Here is an 18,080-nt window from a genome sequence, read left to right as displayed (position 1 = left end):
AATGAGCGCAGTGAGACGGCTGACATTGGACATCGACAGGCAGTTGCCGAGGGTTCGCGCGATGGGAAATCCGATACGCGCGCTCTTCGTGCCGATGCGCAGATCGCAGGCCGCGGCGATCCCCGCCCCTCCGCCGGTGCAGAAGCCGTTGATCGCCGCGATCGTCGGCACCCGGCATTGCTCGAGCGTGGTGAGCACGCGATCGGTCCGGTTCTCGTAATCGAGCGCGTCCTGCGGCGTCCTGAATTCGCGGAACTGATTGATGTCCGTGCCCGAGGCGAAGGCCTTGTCGCCCGCTCCTCGCAGCAACAGCACCTTGATGGAATGATCGCTGTTGGCTTCCTGGCAAATTGCGGCGAGCCGCTCATACATCGCGAAGGTGAAGGCATTCCGGGCCTGCGGGCGGTTGAAAGTGATCCACCCGATGCCGTCCTCACGCTCGAAAACGAGGCCTTCCGCCTCTGCGACCTGGAGGTCCATTTCCTCTTGTCCCTTTTGTCCTTTTCCATTTTTTGAATGCAAAATTTGACATTTTCAAGCTGGAACTTCCGTATTTTAGTCTATAGTCTCATTTTTGCATGCAAACTTGAGCCTTGTCCTATGCTTCATGAGGACGTCGTCAGCCGTATCCGCGCCATTCTGCTCGACGGCGAAATACCGCCGGGCGCACGAATACCCGAGCGCGAGCTGTGCGAGCGGCTCCAGATCTCGCGCACGCCGCTGCGCGAGGCGCTCAAGGTGCTCGCCGCCGAGGGTCTCGTGCAACTGCTGCCTCATCGCGGCTCGCGCGCGGCGAAGCTGACTGACAGGGACATGCGCGACCTCTTCGAGGTCTGCCAGGGCCTTGAGGCGCTTGCCGGCGAGCTCGCCAGCGAGCGCATCACCGATAGCGAGATCGACGAGATTGCCGCCGCGCATGCGGCGATGGTGCAGAACTATCGCGAAGGCGATTTGATCCGATACTATCGCGGCAATCGCGCCATCCACGAAGCGATCGTCGCCGCGGCCGGCAATCCCGTGCTCGCGGGACTCTATGCTTCGGTCACGGCGCGCATTCGCCGCGCCCGCTACGTCACGCCGATGACGCCGCAACGTTGGGCCCGCGCCGTCCAGGAGCACGAAGCAATCCTCAACGCGCTGCAGCGGCGCGACGGCGTCGGCCTCTCCCACATCCTGCGCGCCCATCTCCGCCACAAGCGCGACGAGGTTTTGCAAGCGGGATTTGCCGAGACGAATAACGGCGATCGCACGCAGTGCATTGCGTGAGGACTTGCCGCCTCACGTTCCGAGCCGCCCCCCCGTTTCATCAAGCGCCCGCATCTTGACCGTGACGCGCAGCCCCGACTGTTCGGCACCAACCATATTCTCGAGCGCGATCGAGCCGCCTAACCGGTCGACAATCCCTTTCACGATCGAAAGACCGAGCCCGGCCCCTTCGCCGCTCGCTTGCCGGCCGCGTAAGAACGGCTCGAATATTCGCTCGAGATCCGGCGGTGCAATCCCGGGCCCCGTGTCTTCGATCTGGACGACGGCCGATCCGGCCTCGCTAAAAACGCCGATATCGACCCTGCCACCGTCGGGCGTGAACTTCACCGCATTTTCGACCAGGTTTCGGATGACCGACGCGAGAGCCAATGAATCGCCGTGCACGGCGACGGCTTGGACCAGCGTAAAGCCGAGATCGATCCGGTGCGCCGCTGCTTCCGGCAATAGATCGGCAACGACATCCTTGGTAATCTTGTCCAGATCGACCGTCTCGCTGGCTTCCGCCGGCGCCAAATCCTGGCGGGCGAGCGCCAGGAGTTGCTCCAGCAAATGCTTCACCCGCCGCATGCCGCTCTTCAGGGTATCGAGGCGATCGCGCGCCCCCGCCGGCATGTCGAGAGGATCGAGATTTTCGGCCTGCAAGCTGAGCGCGGTGATGGGCGTCCGCAGCTCGTGGGCAGCATCCGCAATAAAACGTCGCTGCTGCTCCATCGTCGCGTGGCTCCGCGCAAGCAATCCGTTGATCGAGGCAAGAAACGGCTGAAGCTCACTCGGCGCACCCGTCACTTTGAGTTGACCCGTATCATCGGCCCTCCTCGCGTCGAGCTCGTCCGCGAGGCGAACCATCGGCCGTAGGGATCGTGCGATGACGACCGCAATCACCAGCATCAGGCATGGCACAAGCGCTGCGATTGGCAGCAAGCTGCGCACTGCCATGTCGGCCGCGAGCTCGGTGCGGATTTCGGTACCTTGCGTCACCGCAAACCGGCTGCCGTCCGGCCGCGTTCGCAGCAGAGCGCGGACTGGCTGACCCTGATAGACATCGTTGTGCAATCCGTCTTTGAGACTCCAGAGCCGACGGTTGTCGACGGGACCGCGCGGCGCGTCTCCCAGCTCGACGACCGCAACCTCGGAGTCCGCATCGACCCCACGCACGGGCGCGCTCTGCCTGAGCGGAGCACTCAGCGCAAATGTTCCGATCTGGATCAGGACGGAATCTTGGATCTCAATTGCTTCGCTATAGGCCCACATGTACGCAAATGTGCCACCGACCGCGCTGGTCACAATGATGATCGCCGCAAGTCCGATGAGAAGGCGACCGCGCAGCGACTCGATCATTTTGAACGGTCCACCATCCAGCCGACGCCGCGAACGTTCCTGATCGCCGTGACGCCGACCTTCTTGCGAACGGCATGGATCAGGAACTCGACAGCGTTGCTTTCCACCTCTTCGCTCCAGCCGTAGATGTGACGTTCAAGCTCGCCCCGGGAAAGGATGATTCCCGGACGCAGAAGAAGAGCCTGAAGCAGGGCGAATTCGCGAGCGCTGAGAATTGCCTTCTCGCCGAGAAAGGTAGCCTCGCGCGTCACCGCGTCGAGCTGAAGCTTCCCGTTGGTCAGGATCGGCGCGGCTCCACTGCCCTCGCGCCTGATCACGGCCCGCATGCGCGCCAACAGTTCCCTGATTTCGAAAGGCTTGATGAGATAATCGTCGGCGCCGAGATCGAGGCCGCGAATGCGATCGTCTAGGGCATCCCGCGCCGTGAGGATGATCACCGGCAAGCGCGCGTTGCCGGCGCGCACGATCTTCAGGACGTCGAGACCGTCGACGGCCGGCAGCCCGAGATCAAGCAGCACAATGTCATACGTCTCGTTGCGAGTCGCCTCGATCGCGAGGTTGCCGTCCCGCACCCAGTCGACCGCGTAGGCGGCATCCCGTAGCGCCTCTACGACGGCGGCGCCGATCATCTTGTCGTCTTCTGCGAGGAGGACGCGCATCACACGGCGAGCCGGCCCGCAACTGCGGCTATCGGCAGCAGCGCCGGGCTCGCGGCGCGGAGTGAACGGAACATCAATCCTCTCCTGTTCCCCGCCGGAGTGTGGCGGCCCAAACTTAGGAGAGACTTAGGATGTTCCGCAAGTCCTGCCCCGCCTCCGAGACCTCCTAAGGCGGAGCTAAGTCTGCCTATGCACATTCGCTTCGGATCGATCTCCCATTCTCCCGCACAGGAGCCTAGCGACGTGCCTTATGATTTGCGCATCGATAGTGGAATGCTGAACAAGGTCCCCGAGGTCACCCTCGTCTTCTGGGCGATCAAGATCATGTCGACCACCGTCGGCGAGACGGGAGCGGACTATCTCACCGTTCATGTCGGCCTTGGGACGACAGTAACCGGACTTCTCATGGCCGGCTTCCTGCTGGCAGCGCTGGTGGTGCAACTGAGGATGAACCGCAACGTCCCTTGGATTTACTGGCTGACGGTCGTTCTGGTCAGCATCGTCGGCACGCAGATCACCGATGCGCTCACCGACAAGCTCGAGATCAGCCTCTACGTTAGCACCGCGGCGTTCGCGACGACCCTGGCAGCGATCTTCGCCGTCTGGTATGCGGTGGAACGGACATTGTCGATCCACACCATCGTCACAATGCGGCGTGAACTCTTCTACTGGGCGGCCATCCTCTTCACTTTCGCCCTCGGCACCGCCGCTGGAGATCTTGCGACCGAAGCACTGGGGCTGGGCTTCAATGTCGGCGTCGCGGCGTTCGCTGCGCTGATTGCGGCGATCGGCGCCGCTTATGCGCTCGGCGCCAACGCAGTACTGACCTTCTGGCTCGCCTACATCCTGACGCGCCCGCTCGGCGCTTCGCTCGGCGATCTTCTGTCCCAGTCCCGCGACTATGGCGGGCTTGGTCTCGGCACGATCTACACCAGCCTCGTTTTCCTCGCGATCATCTTTGCGCTGGTCGCGTGGCTGACGTTTGAGCGCGCCCGGAGCCGCAGCGCCTTCGTCGGCGAATGAATTCCCCATCCGGACGCTGCAAATCCACCATCCAAGGAGTGCAACCATGACAATATCCAAATGCGCCACGGCAATCTTTGCAGTCACCCTAGCTCAATCCTTTCCTTACGGTGAGAGCGCAGTCTCCCTCCTCCCCCGGGCGGAAGCTGCTCAACCTAAGCTTGGTGACCTGATTCCATTCCGCAGCATCGCCGCCGACGTGGCGGCTCTCGTCGACAAGGGCGACCTCGCTGGCGCAAAAACGCGCATCAAGGACCTGGAGACCCGATGGGACGAGGCGGAAGCGGGACTGAAGCCACGCGCGGCAGCCGACTGGCACATCGTCGACAAGGCTATCGATCGGGCTCTCGAGGCGCTTCGCGAAAGCAATCCTGACACCGAAAAATGCAAAAAGGCGCTCGCCGACCTGCTGTCGGTCATGGATTCGATGAAGGCCTGAGGCCTCTCCCGTCATCTCGAACATTATCCGGTGATGGTTCCGACCGTCGCCGACCTCTTCCTGGAGTAAGGTCCTCATGAATTTAATGAACGACAACGCTGTCGCCAATGACGTCGGCAAAGTCCCTGCGGTCACGCTGGGTTTTTGGATCATCAAGATTCTGGCAACGACACTCGGCGGAACCGGTGGCGATGCCGTGACCATGTCGATGGATCTCGGTTATCTCGTCGGCACCGCAATATTCGCCATCGCGTTCGCTATCGCTGTCGCCGCACAGATGGCAGCCAAGCGGTTCCATCCATTTCTATATTGGGCCGTCATTGTCGCCACCACGACCGTCGGCACGACATTCGCCGACTTCGTCGATCGATCGCTCGGCATCGGTTATCTCGGTGGCTCGTCTCTACTCGCGGGTCTGCTCGTTGCATCACTCGCAATCTGGTACCGAACGATGGGGTCGGTCTCGATCGCATCGATCAACAGCAAGACGGCTGAGACCTTCTATTGGATCACGATCCTATTCTCGCAGACGCTTGGAACGGCCCTTGGCGACTGGATGGCGGATTCGACGGGGCTCGGCTATCGCGGCGGTGCCATCGTCTTCGCCGCCGGCATTGCGATCGTTGCCGCCGCTTACTTGTGGACCAGAACGTCCCGCACTCTGTTATTCTGGATCGCGTTCGTGCTGACCAGGCCGCTCGGCGCGACCGTCGGCGATTTCCTGGACAAGCCGCTGGATCACGGCGGCATGGCTCTCAGTCGCTACACGGCCTCCATTGCCCTGGCGTTCGCGATTGCAGCGCTTGTATTTGCCCTGCCGCAGCGAGCAGGACAGCACGCCTAATTCTCAGTTGGTCTAAGGGGATCTTTTTCGATTTGCTCCGGCTGTGGCCTTCCCAACCGAAGCCGCTTTGGGCCAGCGAATGCTACCCTCACAAGCAGACCGACCACGGTCGGCTGCGGCTCGTGGGGTAATCGACTAAGTAAAATCACCCAACGAAGTTGCATGTCCGGTCGGCGTGAAGCCGGCCCTGCCAGTTTTCCCCGCGTGTCGGTCATCTGCACATCAAAACGAACCGATATCTGATCCGTGTGACCTGCGCTCGGGCACCGATCCCGCCCATCGCCGCGGATCAGACTCCCGCGTGCGCCAAGTGCCGACGGTCGGCGCGCTTAAGACGTAGCGAGCCTGCCGGCTAGTAGAGCCTCAGGCCCGCTACCCCTACCGCCAGATTGACACCAAATTGTCCCTCGACCGACAACGGTTGCAGCGAGATCGTACGGTGGGATCCTCCTACAAGCACATTGGCGCCAAGTCCCAAACCCAGCGACGCGTTGCCGCTTGCACCTACGAAAGTCCCACGCAGCGCGCCTGGCCCGATATGGCTCGTCGGCGCAAGCCCCCCAGAATAGCCTCCCCCCCTCCCGTGACGCCGACATCCAAACCCAGGCGAGTAATCCTGCCCCTTATTCGATCACCTCATCGGCGCGTACAACCAACGCCACGGGTGGCTCTAATCCGAGAGCCTTGGCAGTCTTTAGGTTTATGAAGAGTTCCACCCGTGTCGAAAGTTGCACGGCAAGATTGGCCGGCTTCTCGCCGTTGAGTATTCGTCCGGCGTAGATTCCCGCATGATAATAGGAATCCTTGATGTCGCCGCCGAAGCTCATTATGCCGCCAGCTGCCACAAAGTCTCGGTACTGATAGACGGCCGGAAGCTTGAATTCGAGGGACTTCGCGCCCAACACCATGGCGCGGCTCGTAAACAGCGGGTCTGTGCCAATCACTATGCCGGCGACGAGCCCGGCAGCGTTCTGGAAGGTTGCCTCGATCTCTTCGTCCGTGTTCGCGTGAAATGTAGTCAGCTTGATACCCAAGGCTTCGGCCGCGGCTCTTACTTCGCTCTCAACTGAGGACGTGAGCGGATTAGTCGGGTTCGTCAGTAGTCCAAGCGAAGTCCTGCTCGGCAACAGCTCGTGCAGAAGTTCCAGCCGTTTCGGCGCTGTATCGACGTTGATATGCGCCGCGCCAGTTACATTTCCGCCCGGGCTATTGAGGCTAGCCACCAGCCCGGTCCTAACCGGGTCGCCGCCGATCGCGAATACGATAGGGATAATTGAGGTCGCCGACTTTGCCGCCACCGCCGACGGTGTTGCTGCTGCTAAGATCAGGCTAACCCGTCGATCGGCTAGCTTGGCGGCCAGCGCGGGGAGCCGATCATAGTGATCGTCAGCCCATGCGTATTCGAAGCCAACGCTCTTTCCCTCGAAATAGCCGGTTTCGCTCAGCCCTTTCCGGAAGGCGGCTATCATTGGACTATAGTCGTCGGCCGTTGAGCTTCCTAGGATGCCGATAACCGGGGGCGACTGCTGTGCGCGCGCGTCGATCTGCGACAATGTGACGACGCTTGATACTACAAGCTTAGTGAACTCCCGCCGCCGCATATATCGCTCTTCTAAGGACCACGCTAATGGATACGAGATTACCACCGTGGCGGCGGGCCTGTGGGAGCAAAAAGGATATCTTTGGGTTATGTGCATTTTCACTTGATCAAGCGTATGGCGGCATGCGTCGACGCGGAATGTTCCGCCGCCCCAGGTCACAAGCGGCGGTCAAGGCAAGCGCACTCGGCGTCCGGCTAACCGCCGATCGCCGCCGTGACAATGGCTTGAGCGCTGTTGAGCTTAGGGCAACATCGAACTCATGCAGCGCAGGATCATTCAATAACCTCGTCGCCGCGGGTCATGATTGACGGCGGGATCGTAAGGCCGAGCATCTTTGCAGTCTTGAGATTTAATCTCAGCTCGAATTTAGTCGGCACCTGAACCGGAAGCTCTGCCGGGTTCATGCCGTGGAGGATGCGATCGACGTAGAGGGCGGCCCCAACAAACAGGTCATCGTCTACTGGGCCATACGAGAGTAGCCCGCCCTGTTCGGTAGGAAGCGTTCGATCTGAAACCGAAGGAACATGGTGTTGCGTTGCCAGCGATATGACCTTTGCACGATGGACAAACATAAATCCATCCGATTGAACGACGAGACCTCCGCCGGGCTCCCATCCACGCATCGCAATCGCCGTTTCGATGGCGCGCGACAACGCAATCGCAATGGCGAAACTCGCGAGAAGAGTGATGAATTCCCGCCGCCTCATATTCGTCCCATCGTTCAAGAAACGACATTATAGCGGCTCCCGAGCACCTTGATAGAACCGAACTGGCATCCCCTCGTCGCAGTTGGGGCAAAATGCGAAGAACTCAGCGGGAGCAAATTCAGTCAGCGATGCCCCACTGAGCGGACCTCAATGAGCACGGCCGCCACTTCGCTGATGGGCAACAAGTTGACGTCGAGTTCAAGCATGCGCCGGATTTGGTCCTGCAGTGGTCCCGGGCGCATGGTAAGATGACCAGGCAGCTAAGAGATTGTTACTGCCACATCTTTAACGGTTGTCGGATGGCAAAGCGGGGGAAAAAAGCCGACTTGCGGGGCCCGAGGGGGCGCACTGTTACCGCCCGATCGGCGTTCAATGTGTTGCAGGGCCGAGAGCAAGACATCACCATGATCGATGGGCTGATTGAACGGATCAATCGAGCCGGATCGACACTTGTTATCACCGGCGAGCCGGGAATTGGCAAATCTGCGCTCCTCGAAAGGGCTAGGCACCAGGCCAGAGAACGCGGTGTCTCGGTGCTGAGCATGACCGGCGTTCTCGCCGAAGTCCACCTGCCGTATGCAGCCCTCGAACAAGCACTGCGCCCCCTTATGGAGCGCGCTTCGGATTTGGCTCCTCGCCAGCGATCCGCATTGCTGACCGCCTTCGGCATGCATGATGACCTAGGCTCGCCCGACATCTTTCTCGTGGCGCTCGCCATGTTGAATCTTTTGACCGAAAGCGCGATACACAAGCCTATCCTTCTTATCGCCGACGATGCGCAATGGCTGGACCAGGCAACCTTTGACGTGCTCGCCTTTGTATCGCGCAGGCTGAGTTCGGATCCCATCGTTCTCCTCGTGGCTATGCGCGACGGGTTCAGTCGCTCCTTCGGAGATGCTTCTACCATTCGGCACCGACTGTCGGGACTTGACGATGCCGACGCCGAGCGCCTGCTGGACTTCCACGCACCAGGCCTTTCTGTCGGCCTGCGGCACCGCTTCCTCAAAGAGGCTGCCGGCAACCCACTGGCGCTCGTGGAACTGCCGCGCGACGAGCGGGCAGCGGATGCCCAAGGCACCCCGTGGCTTCCGCTGACGGAGCGCCTGGAGCGCGCCTTCTCAAATCGCGTGTCCGATCTTCCTGATACGACCCGTACTCTATTGTTCGTGGCGGCGGAAAACGATGGAACGTCACTCCACGAAACCCTGCACGCCGGTGAAGCGGTACTGGGTGAGCGGATCGGCGTCGATGCCTTAGCGCCGGCGATCGCCGCCAAGCTGATCGAGATTGACCAAGCGGAAGTGCGGTTTCGGCATCCGCTCGTTCGTTCCGCGGTGCACCAGACCGCCGATCTGGCTCTGCGCCAAAGGATTCACGCGGCGCTTGCGGCTGTTATTCAGGATCAGCTGGACCGCCAGTTGTGGCATCGGGCAGCAGCGACCATCGGACCGGATGAAGAACTCGCGAGCGAACACGATCAAATGGCAACGCGAGCGCTTCGAAAGGGCGCCGTCGCCATGGCGATCGAGGTGCTTGAGAATGCCGCGCGATTGAGCAGCACGGCAAAGACCAGGAGCGAGCGGCTGTTGCGTGCGTCCGAACTTACCGCCGATCTCGGCAAGCCGGACTTGCTGGAACATCTGCTACGTCAGATCGATGTCGACGAAACTGATCAGCTCATGGCTATGCGGATTGGCTGGTGTCGCGAGATTGGCCAGCCGCTGGCCGTCTACGATGCCGCCAAAATCCCCGCTTTGCTTGGTTTCGCCAACAAGGCCAATGCTGCCGGGGCGAAGGGGCTGGCAAGCAATTTCCTGTGGCGTGCCGCCCAACGCTGCTGGTGGACCAATGCAAGTGACGACATCCGTGCCAAGGTTCTGGTTGCGGCAAACAGCCTGGAGTTGGCGGACACCGACCCCCGCCTGATCGCAACACTCGCCTATGTCGAGCCGCTTCGACGCGGACACGACGTGCGCAGCAGGCTCCAGAGTCTTTTTGAACGGGGAAGCGACGATCCCGCCATCGCGAGAATACTCGGAACGACCGCCAATTGCATTGGGGCTTTCGACCTCAATGTAGGCTATCTCGCTGGCGTCAATGCCGCGCTGCGTGCGCAAGGGCGGCTCGGCGATCTCGCGCGCGTTCTTTGCACGCAAGCGCATGCCGAAATGGAGGTCGGCAATTGGACCGGCGCGATGAGAGAGGCCGAGGAAGCCGTCCGCTTTGGCGAAGAGACGAACGAACCTCTCTGGATCGCCGGTGCCACGATTCTGAAAGCCAGGCTTGCCGGAATGCAAGGTCATCTGGAGCAATCGGAAGCATATGCGGCGCAGGCAGAGCGCTTGCTGCTGTCCATCGGCGCCGGTTTCTTGCAGGCATTACTGCAAGTCGCACGAGGCGTGTCCGCCATCGGAGCCGGGCAGCATTGGTTGGCTTACGAACATTTGCGACGCATTTTCGCACCTGGCGATCCAGCTTTTAATTCCGGCATTGAGTTCTATGGGCTCGCGGATTTTGTGGAAGCGGCCGTTTATTCCGGTAACGCCGACACGGCTCGTGGTGCGGTCGATGAGGTGGAGCGCGTCACGGCACCAACGCCGGTGCCGTGGATCGCGACTATGCTGCACTACGGCAGGGCGCTACTTGCCGCACCCGAAGATGCTGAGCAGTTTTTCTTGCGAGGTCTTGGGCCGGCGGCAGAGAAGTGGCCGTTTCTGCGGGGGCGTCTACTCCTCGCTTATGGCGGGTGGCTGCGCCGCCAACGTAGATCAGCCGACGCGAGGACTCCACTCCGTGAGGCCCGTAACATCTTTGATGCGCTCGGTGCTTCGCCCTGGAGCGACCGCGCTCGGGAGGAATTGCGTGCTTCGGGTGAAGCCAGCCGCCGACGGACCGAACAGGTCTGGGAAACGCTTACTCCGCAAGAGCTTCACGTCGCACAGCTCGCCGCCGAGGGCCTATCGAACAAGGAGATCGGCGCGAGACTTTATCTGTCTCACAGAACGGTCGGTTACCACCTGCACCGGATCTTCTCCAAAACTGGCATCACGTCGCGATCGGGATTGCGACCCATTATCGCCAGCTTCGTCCAACCGGAAAACTGACGACCAATCTGTCATCGGACTGGTCATTTGACAGATGCCCCCGGCCCCGCCGGCGGACTATCTGGGCGGTTGCGTGCAACCCACTCGCAGAGATTGATCATGAAACCCCTCTCCTTACTTGCAACGCTCAGCCTCGGAGCCATCCTGATGACTCAAACAGCCCACGCGGCCCCAGATGCCGCCACCGATCCTCGGATCGATTCACAAGTTCGCTCGTTTCTTGCCAAGATTAACAAGGACTCCAGTCCATTCTGGGAGCTGCCCCAGCCAAAGCCGCAACAGATCCTCACCGAGCTGCAGCGCCAGACAGCCATCGATATGTCTGGAGTTACGACGACCGAGCAAACTATTAGTCAGGATGGCCGCCCGGTGAAGCTGTACATCATGAAGCCGGCCCAGATCAGCGGCACGCCGGGCGTGCTACTATTCATCCATGGTGGTGTCTGGATCGTCGGCAATTTCGAGAATCATCAGCGTCTACTGCGCGATCTCGTCGTCGGCTCAGGACAGATCGGCGTATTCGTCGAATATACGTCCCTTCCCGAGGCAAAATTTCCCACTCAACTCGATCAATGCTACACGGCACTGCAATGGGTCGCTCAGCATGCCCAAGAATTCGGTGCCGATGGCAGCCGCATCGCCGTGGCTGGCAATTCTGTCGGCGGTAATATGGCGGCGGCGCTTGCTCTGATGAGCAAGGACCGCGGCGGAGCCAAGATCAGTTATCAGGCTCTCCTGATCCCAGCGACCGACGCCAGTGTTGATACCGGCTCGTATCGCGAGTATGGAACAGGCCGCTTCCTGGCGCGGGCCTTCATGAAATATGGTTGGGATCTCTATGCTCCCGACGCCAAGACCCGCGATAATCCCTATGTGTCGCCACTGCGCGCCAGTATCGACCAGCTCAAGGGCCTGCCGCCAGCACTGGTCATCACTGCGGAAAACGATCCTCTCCGAGACGAAGGCGAGGCTTACGCAAGGAAGTTGAAGGATGCAGGCGTGAGCGTCACCGCTGTTCGCTACAACGGGACGATTCATGATTTCGTGCTGCTCAATGCGATCCGTAAGGTACCCTCGACCGAGGCGGCTATCGGCCAGATTAACGACGACTTGCGCCGGCATCTCGAACCGGCAACGCAGTAACAATACGAACTAGGGGCGGGCGCGAGCACCGCCCCTAATTCCAAATGTTCGCGCGACGTTGTGATGCGGTTCTATCCCAAGTCGCCGCGGCCGAGCTACGCGGATCAAAAGTGCAAGACCGAAGCCTGTGCCCTAGTCCCCATCTGACGGGGCGAACCACGCAATGCACAGTTTGCTGAGGGAGGCCCTGTCGCAAGCCGGCGGCATGAGCATTGCTATTTCAAAATCAACTGGGATTTCTGGGCCCAGTTTTGAGACACATCGCAGCGGACATCGGGTGCCGCTACAGGCAAAGGGATTCAGCGATGTGGCCGCAGCTCTCGTTAAGGTCGGCTCGGTGGCGCATAGCGGCCTGGACTTGCTCAGGTTGAGTTCTTCGCCTGCTTACCAGAGCCGACTTCGCTCCCTCTCCGGCCGCTGTACACCCGTAAATAAATAACTGTAGGATAAATCAGCCGGTCGGCGCGTTCGCGATCGACCGCCGCGCGACGAGAATATTGTCAATACACTGTTGCCGGCTACCTACGGCCAAGCCAAGCGAGCGGCGAACGCCGGAAGCCGACCTAGGGCACGTTAACGGGTGGCATGAATGCGGTCGGGCGCGGCACGAAATCTGTTTGATGTTGGCCGCGTGCGGCCAACATGAGCGAAAACGCAACAAAGAGAATGAGAAGCCCTCGCATCATTCGCCATCACATTATGGCATAGCTAACATACTGGCGAGCGCAACCTCGCCGTTTCCCGGACCGCCCGACGCAAAATAGATCGCAGCAAGCGCGACTAACCCTAGGATGCCATAACCAGCAGCGATCCATCCGTCGTAGTCTCGTGTCGCCTGAATTGGTGGCGCGGAATGAGCATATTCTGTGGTTGCCATGACCTAACTCCTTCGAGTTTGGCATGCGATGCGCGCGCCGAGATGACGGCGAATACAGCCTCACTTGCAAAATGCATCAGGCCTTACTGGTTGGATCGAATGTCTTCGTGCAAGGTGGCATGCTGTTCTATGCCACCTGACGTGCGTATGCCCTTGTGGACGCCAACCACGGTCGCGCCAACCAGGAACAAACAGGCATAGAAGACCAGCACGGCCTTCACCCAACGCTTCTGAGTGAGCCTGTCTTCGTGGCTGCTCGCAGCTGGTTCGTTCAGCAAAAAGCCATTGGTAACGTGTGCGGAATCCTCACTGAAATAATCCATAGGAAAAGCTCCTTGGAATTTGTTCGGAGGTCCACTTCCAAAAGACGTCTTGCTCCAAATTTCTGACACTCGGAAACGCAATTTCACCTGCAGGACTTCTGCTTCACGCAAATTTCCGTGCTCAGATTAGCCCGGCTCCGGAAGCTACTATGTGAAGCTGTTCACTGTAGGGCATTGCAAACCCTACAAAGGTTCATCGGATGCACTGTATTTCTCGCGCAGTCGCGCTGCGGCTGCCTTGAGCGAATCGGCTCCATCAGGCCGCACGAATAGAAAATGGGATGCCGCCCAGATCTGTGTATTAGCGCGGCCGTCTTGGCCGATGAGGATGAGTCCTGCCCCGCCATTGGCTACCGTTAGAATGACAGGCTCGCCCTTCCATGTCTTGATTGGCTCCATTCCGATGATGAGAAATTCACCAATCGGCTGATCAAAATATTGAAGCCTTAGTTGTGGCGCGATCTCTGCGGCCGCGAGTCCAAAACCCACCTGTTGAGCGCGGGCATAAATTTCGGCAAGCGGTACAGTATCGGTCCGAAAGCCGAGATCGGCCGCCGATATTGCAACGAGATTCACATTTCTTTTAGTGTCGCTGAGAGCAAAAGCTGGTCGGGCAAGAATTTCGCCGGCCGCTTCTCCGATCCCACAACCGGCTGCATGCAACGCGTTAGTGAGGGCTACGGGATCCGCGAAGGTACCTACCTTGATTGTCTTCCACACCGAGGCATCGGCGGCAGATCTGATTGGACTTTTTGGCGTACTCGCTAATGGAGTCTCGGACCTCAGTCGGTTCGATAGGACGTCCCGCGCCGAGCATTGCGCGCGAGCTTCGCCTGCAAACCAAACTATCCACGCGATGAAGAGCGTCGCAATAATGACAGCGCTACGGCGCCATCCTATCGAACAATGCGACGGGGCATATTCGCACGGTGTGTTCGGCCTCATGGCAATCTAACCTCTCGAAAGGTTAAATTGAAAACAAGACGTGCAGTCACGCTGCGGCCACACGGCCTCACCAGATGTGAAGCCGCTCACATCCGCCGTCGCTTACCGGCCCTTAGCGAACCTGCACAACAACAGTTCTGACTAGAAAGAAGACCCGCCTCCGAGTCATCGGAAAGAACGGAGGGTAGTGCGTCAACTCAATCATGCCCGCTGTACTTTGGATGTATCCATGGGCAGGGCACTGGCGCTCGAGCATTCCAATTCCAGTATTCCAATCTTCAAATCAACGGGCGGAAGTCCGTAAGCCCACTATCCGTTCACGTCGGATCCCCAACGGGATCTAACGCAGCTCTACTCTAGCATCATTAAAACCAAAGCACCAGAGATCGGGAAAAAGTGGTAAAGAGATCTGGCACGTGCGATAAGCGGTGTGAGTTCGATCGAGAGATAGACCCATCACGACCGTCTTCTCCTGAAGGAGATTTTGCATCACGACTTTCGCAGTCACTATAGGCGTAATTTTCCGGCCACCGCGTGAACCCGTTCACATCAGCATCGATCACAGGTGAATGAGACTAGCAGGTCAATAGTGCAACTTCTTGGACTAATGCGCACGGCCCAAGAGCATGTCAGTGCGCGATCTGCAAATCACAGATACCGACAGTAATTTGTCGCAGCATTTGATCCCAACGTCTTATCAGGGCTGGAGGTCCCCATGTCCACGGATGCAGCCGAATTCGCATCGCATCGATTCTCGACGCGCGAGATTCCGGAACGGATGAGAGTCCCTATTTGGCGCGAGAGCTTTGGGCGAGGCATAGTCCACGTCGATATCGAGCCATTGTCGGACGTTCCGTTTCAGGCCGACGCAACGCTGCAAGCGGTCCGGGGGTTGCGCCGCCTCGCATTGAAAGGCTCCTCCATGCGGTTCAAGCGCTTGCAAGCGAGCATCGCTGATAGTGACGACTCGATTGGAATCATCGTTTGCGCTCCCGGCAGAAGTCTGCTGTCGCAGCGCTGCCAGGAAGTTGAGCTTCGCGCCGGCGACGCAGCCGCAATTCTGCATTCGGAGCCCGCCAACGTCACCTATGTCGACGGATTGCTATTCGGTCTGGCCGTGCCCCGCCACGCACTTGCACAGCGCGTGGCGAATGTCGAAAGCCTCGCCATGCGGCCGATTTCACACCGAACTGAAGCGCTCCGGCTCCTCATGGCTTATCTAAAGTCGGCATTCAAGGATCGGGCCCTGGCCGCCCCCAGGCTGCGTGATGCGGTCCTGGCTCACATCTATGATCTCGTGGCGCTCGCGATCGGCGAATGCACTCCCTTAGGGGAGAGCAACGTGAACGCGGTCGTGGCTGCGCGCTGCAGCGCCACCCTCGATTACATCGCCGCGCACTTTCAGCAGCCAGAGCTTAGCGTCGAGATGGTAGCGCGCTGCCAAGGCATCTCACCTCGCTATCTGCAGCGACTGATCGCGTCATCAGGATCATCGTTCACCCGGCACGTGAATGAGTTGCGTCTCCAGCGGGCGCTCGAACTGCTAACTGAGTCTCACGCAAGCACGCAGCGAATTTCCGACATCGCGTTAGAAGCCGGCTTCTCGGACGTTTCGCATTTCAATCGATTGTTCCGGGCGCGCTTCGGCGAGTCGCCACGTGGCCTGCGTTGCGCCGGAGGCAGCACCAGGTGACCTCGAATCCCTGCGCCGCGTGAGTAGTAACGAATAGTCCGTGATGGGAAATTTGCAGGGCAATGATGGCCAAAGGTCTGCTGTTGATGGCCCTATGCTGAACGGCGCTCAAGCCATTGTCATGGCGGCTGTCGGCGGCAAGCCGGACGCTGGGGTGTGCGTGCCCGGATCGCCGCTTGTGACCCGACGCGGACATCGGAGACCTCCGCCTTGGCGGTCACAAGGCCGGTAGCTGCCAACGGGCGATCGAGATCCCAGCACGCTCGGCGACCTCGCTCAAGGTCCAACCGTGGACCTTGCGCGCGGAACGACGTCGCAGAGTTACCCGAGGTCGCCACCGGCGACGGGCAAGATACTGCCTGTGACATAACTTGCTTCATCCGACGCCAAGAACAGGATTGGTGCGACCTGCTCGTCGATTGAGCCGTACCGCCCAAGGAAGCTAGATTCCTTAACCTGCTTGACGACCTTGTTCATCCATCCCTTTTCTTCAGCCGTGTCGCCATCGGCGTTGCGCGGCACTCGCCTCGGCGGCGCCTCTGTGCCACCGGGAGCCGTCGCGACGACGCGTATGTTGCCCGACGCGTACTCCATCGCCAAGCTTTGAGTGATCGCGTTGATTCCCCCTTTTGCCGCCGAGTATGGCACCCGGTGAATGCCGCGCGTCGCGTTCGATGAGACGTTCACGATCGTACCCCTGCCCCGCTGGGTGAGGTGCGGAATCACGGCGTGGCAACACCACAAGGTGGGCATTAACGAGCGCCGAATCTCTGCCTCGATCTGCTGCGGCTCGAACCGGTGGTAAGGTCGCATCCGGATTGCGCCGCCGACGTTGTTGATAAGGATATCGATGGCACCGAAGTGCCTGATGGCCTCGGCCATGGCGGCTTCAGCACCCTCGTGGGTTTCGAGATCGCATTCGAAGCCGCGGCCTCTGACACCCGCTTCCGAGGCGACATCACCGACGAAGTCCGCACGATCGACGAACAGGACGTTGCCGCCCTCAGCCGCGGCCCGCAGTGCCACGGCACGTCCGATGCCTTGAGCGGCACCGGTCACGACCAGCGTCTTTCCGGCAAAGCGCCCTTCAAAGATCATGCTGCCAGCGCTTCGGTCGCAGAGAACTTCTCGTAGAAGAAATGCGAGGGACTCACCCTCTTTTCTGTGAAGAACATCCGCACCGCCTCCACCATCGGCGGCGGACCGCACAGATAGACGTCGCAGTCGCCGTCGTTGAGATACTCGTCCGCAAGATGCGCCGTGACATAGCCCTTCAGCGGATGGGTGGTATCCGGGTTGGCGACGCAGGTCGCCCAGGTGAGCGTCGGCAGTCGCTTGGCAAGCGCTACGATCCGCTCGATCTCGACCAAATCACCATCATTGGTGACGCCGTAGATCAGATGCACCGGCTGGTCGGTGCCTTGGTCGGCGAGGACTTCGAGCATCGACAGGATCGGCGCGAGGCCCGTACCGCCGGCGAGCATCACGACCGGGCGGTCGACCGCGCGTAGGAAGAAGCTTCCTTGTGGTCCGACAAACGTCATCCTGGTGCCGGCCTTGGCCTCGCTCGCGAGCCAGCCGCTCATCAGACCGCCCGGCACGTTGCGGATCAGGAAGCTGGCCTCACTCGCCCCCACCTTCGAACTGAACGAGTAGGAACGAAGCTGGCTCGTCCCGGGCACCGTGAGGTTCACGTACTGGCCAGGCAGGAATCCCAACGCGTCCGGTCTGTCGAGCTTGAGCCTCAGGATGATCGTGCTGTCCGAGACAAGTTCGACCGAGCTCACCTCGGCGCCATGTTCAGCGGGCTTAACCTTGCAGGCGGTGGACGGAACCGGCACGGCGATGACGCAATCCGAGGACGGCACCATTTGGCAGGTCAGCACCAGTCCCTCGTCGGACTCGGCTCGACTCAAGGCGTCGTCGAGATATTCGTCGCCGAGATCGTATTCACCCTGCTCGCAGCGGCATTTGCAGGTGCCGCAAACGCCATCCGAACAGTCCATCGGCAGGTTGATCTTGTTGCGATAGGCCGCGTCCAGGACCTTCTCGCCCTGGTTGCAATCGATGAAACGGGTGGCCCCGTCCTCGAAATTGAGTGCTACGCGATAAGTCATG

Annotated in this window: 18 protein-coding genes; 7 read left to right on the top strand and 11 right to left on the bottom strand. The window is 60.0% G+C overall.

The features are described from left to right. Positions 1-480, bottom strand: a 480-nt coding sequence (locus tag SO156_RS39660; RefSeq protein ID WP_498538563.1) for an enoyl-CoA hydratase-related protein, incomplete at its 3' end; no start/stop codon positions are given. 120 nt (positions 481-600) lie between these two features. On the opposite strand from SO156_RS39660, the gene SO156_RS39655 reads away from it, so the two are divergent. Continuing rightward, positions 601-1,266, top strand: a complete 666-nt coding sequence (locus tag SO156_RS39655) for a GntR family transcriptional regulator (protein ID WP_458146706.1) — start codon at positions 601-603, stop codon at positions 1,264-1,266. 12 nt (positions 1,267-1,278) lie between these two features. On the opposite strand, the gene SO156_RS39650 is transcribed toward SO156_RS39655, so the two are convergent. Next, positions 1,279-2,604, bottom strand: coding sequence for an ATP-binding protein (locus tag SO156_RS39650; protein WP_498538562.1), 1,326 nt, complete (start codon positions 2,602-2,604; stop codon positions 1,279-1,281). Next, the gene (locus tag SO156_RS39645) at positions 2,601-3,263 is read right to left on the bottom strand and encodes a response regulator transcription factor (protein ID WP_498538561.1); all 663 of its coding nucleotides are present in this window, start codon (positions 3,261-3,263) and stop codon (positions 2,601-2,603) included. Before SO156_RS39645 ends, SO156_RS39650 begins: the two co-directional genes overlap by 4 nt. Before the next feature lie 273 nt (positions 3,264-3,536). Between SO156_RS39645 and SO156_RS39640 the strand changes: the two genes are divergently transcribed. The 3 genes from SO156_RS39640 to SO156_RS39630 all read left to right on the top strand — a co-directional run bounded on the left by SO156_RS39640 (position 3,537) and on the right by SO156_RS39630 (position 5,569). Beyond that, entirely contained in the window at positions 3,537-4,286 is a 750-nt protein-coding gene (locus SO156_RS39640) for a COG4705 family protein (protein WP_498538566.1), read from the top strand. 46 nt (positions 4,287-4,332) lie between these two features. Beyond that, positions 4,333-4,725, top strand: coding sequence for a hypothetical protein (locus SO156_RS39635; protein WP_498538560.1), 393 nt, complete (start codon positions 4,333-4,335; stop codon positions 4,723-4,725). 85 nt (positions 4,726-4,810) lie between these two features. After that, positions 4,811-5,569 (top strand): COG4705 family protein, encoded by a 759-nt coding sequence (locus SO156_RS39630; RefSeq protein ID WP_498538565.1) that lies wholly within the window; start codon positions 4,811-4,813, stop codon positions 5,567-5,569. A gap of 352 nt (positions 5,570-5,921) precedes the next feature. Here SO156_RS39630 and SO156_RS39625 read toward each other — a convergent pair whose 3' ends face one another. From SO156_RS39625 to SO156_RS39615, 3 genes are all read right to left on the bottom strand, one after another. Continuing rightward, the gene (locus SO156_RS39625) at positions 5,922-6,092 is read right to left on the bottom strand and encodes a DUF992 domain-containing protein (RefSeq protein WP_498538564.1); all 171 of its coding nucleotides are present in this window, start codon (positions 6,090-6,092) and stop codon (positions 5,922-5,924) included. Between the two features lie 100 nt (positions 6,093-6,192). Next, positions 6,193-7,170 (bottom strand): ABC transporter substrate-binding protein, encoded by a 978-nt coding sequence (locus SO156_RS39620; RefSeq protein WP_498538559.1) that lies wholly within the window; start codon positions 7,168-7,170, stop codon positions 6,193-6,195. Positions 7,171-7,442: 272 nt separating this feature from the next. Next, on the bottom strand, positions 7,443-7,877 hold the full coding sequence (locus SO156_RS39615) for an ABC transporter substrate binding protein (protein WP_458146701.1): 435 nt from the start codon (positions 7,875-7,877) through the stop codon (positions 7,443-7,445). Positions 7,878-8,125: 248 nt separating this feature from the next. On the opposite strand from SO156_RS39615, the gene SO156_RS39610 reads away from it, so the two are divergent. Both SO156_RS39610 and SO156_RS39605 read left to right on the top strand, forming a co-directional pair. Continuing rightward, positions 8,126-10,981 (top strand): helix-turn-helix transcriptional regulator, encoded by a 2,856-nt coding sequence (locus tag SO156_RS39610; protein WP_498538558.1) that lies wholly within the window; start codon positions 8,126-8,128, stop codon positions 10,979-10,981. 99 nt (positions 10,982-11,080) lie between these two features. Next, a complete protein-coding gene (locus tag SO156_RS39605) occupies positions 11,081-12,124 on the top strand; it encodes an alpha/beta hydrolase (RefSeq protein WP_498538557.1) in 1,044 nt (347 codons plus the stop codon). 697 nt (positions 12,125-12,821) lie between these two features. Here SO156_RS39605 and SO156_RS39600 read toward each other — a convergent pair. From SO156_RS39600 to SO156_RS39590, 3 genes are all read right to left on the bottom strand, one after another. Further along, entirely contained in the window at positions 12,822-13,001 is a 180-nt protein-coding gene (locus SO156_RS39600) for a hypothetical protein (protein ID WP_458150189.1), read from the bottom strand. Between the two features lie 83 nt (positions 13,002-13,084). Next, the gene (locus tag SO156_RS39595) at positions 13,085-13,324 is read right to left on the bottom strand and encodes a hypothetical protein (RefSeq protein WP_498538556.1); all 240 of its coding nucleotides are present in this window, start codon (positions 13,322-13,324) and stop codon (positions 13,085-13,087) included. Positions 13,325-13,507: 183 nt separating this feature from the next. Continuing rightward, entirely contained in the window at positions 13,508-14,044 is a 537-nt protein-coding gene (locus SO156_RS39590; RefSeq protein WP_498538555.1) for a hypothetical protein, read from the bottom strand. Positions 14,045-14,984: 940 nt separating this feature from the next. Between SO156_RS39590 and SO156_RS39585 the strand changes: the two genes are divergently transcribed. Beyond that, on the top strand, positions 14,985-15,962 hold the full coding sequence (locus SO156_RS39585; protein ID WP_458150186.1) for a helix-turn-helix transcriptional regulator: 978 nt from the start codon (positions 14,985-14,987) through the stop codon (positions 15,960-15,962). Between the two features lie 321 nt (positions 15,963-16,283). Here SO156_RS39585 and benD read toward each other — a convergent pair whose 3' ends face one another. Further along, positions 16,284-17,060 (bottom strand): benzoate diol dehydrogenase BenD, encoded by a 777-nt coding sequence (gene benD, locus SO156_RS39580; protein ID WP_458150185.1) that lies wholly within the window; start codon positions 17,058-17,060, stop codon positions 16,284-16,286. Further along, entirely contained in the window at positions 17,057-18,079 is a 1,023-nt protein-coding gene (benC, locus tag SO156_RS39575; protein ID WP_498538554.1) for a benzoate 1,2-dioxygenase electron transfer component BenC, read from the bottom strand. Before benC ends, benD begins: the two co-directional genes overlap by 4 nt. Position 18,080: the final 1 nt, after the last annotated feature.

This window comes from Bradyrhizobium sp. UFLA05-125 (assembly GCF_059803515.1).
The sequence above is the reverse complement of the archived record's forward strand: the minus strand, read 5'-3'. Positions and strand labels throughout refer to the sequence as shown.